The organism is Janthinobacterium aquaticum, from assembly GCF_009208565.1.
In the GTDB taxonomy this organism is placed as follows: domain Bacteria; phylum Pseudomonadota; class Gammaproteobacteria; order Burkholderiales; family Burkholderiaceae_D; genus Janthinobacterium.
In genome coordinates this window covers 1-237 of sequence record NZ_WFLK01000078.1, presented here as the reverse complement: position 1 = coordinate 237, position 237 = coordinate 1, and the positions used below count along the sequence as shown (strand labels likewise).

1 protein-coding gene is annotated in these 237 nt (G+C 58.2%); it reads right to left on the bottom strand.

Annotated elements, in window-relative coordinates:
- A partial coding sequence (locus GCM43_RS25980; RefSeq protein WP_193315759.1) for an Ig-like domain-containing protein occupies nucleotides 1-237 on the bottom strand: 237 nt, incomplete at both ends.

Below are 237 nucleotides of genomic sequence, written 5' to 3'. Positions count from 1 at the left end.
AGCTGTAGCTGCCATCCGGATTGACGGTAACCGTGCCATGCGACGGATCGCTGGCCTTGGTGTAGGTAACGGTGTCGCCATCCACATCACTCGCGGGTGGCAGATTGCCGGTCTTGACCGTGTCTTCAGGCGTGGTAATCGTGGTGCCGCTGCCGACTGGTGCATCGTTGACCGGATCAATGACGATATTGACCACATAGGTATTGCTGCCGCCCTTGCCATCGCTGATGGTGTAGC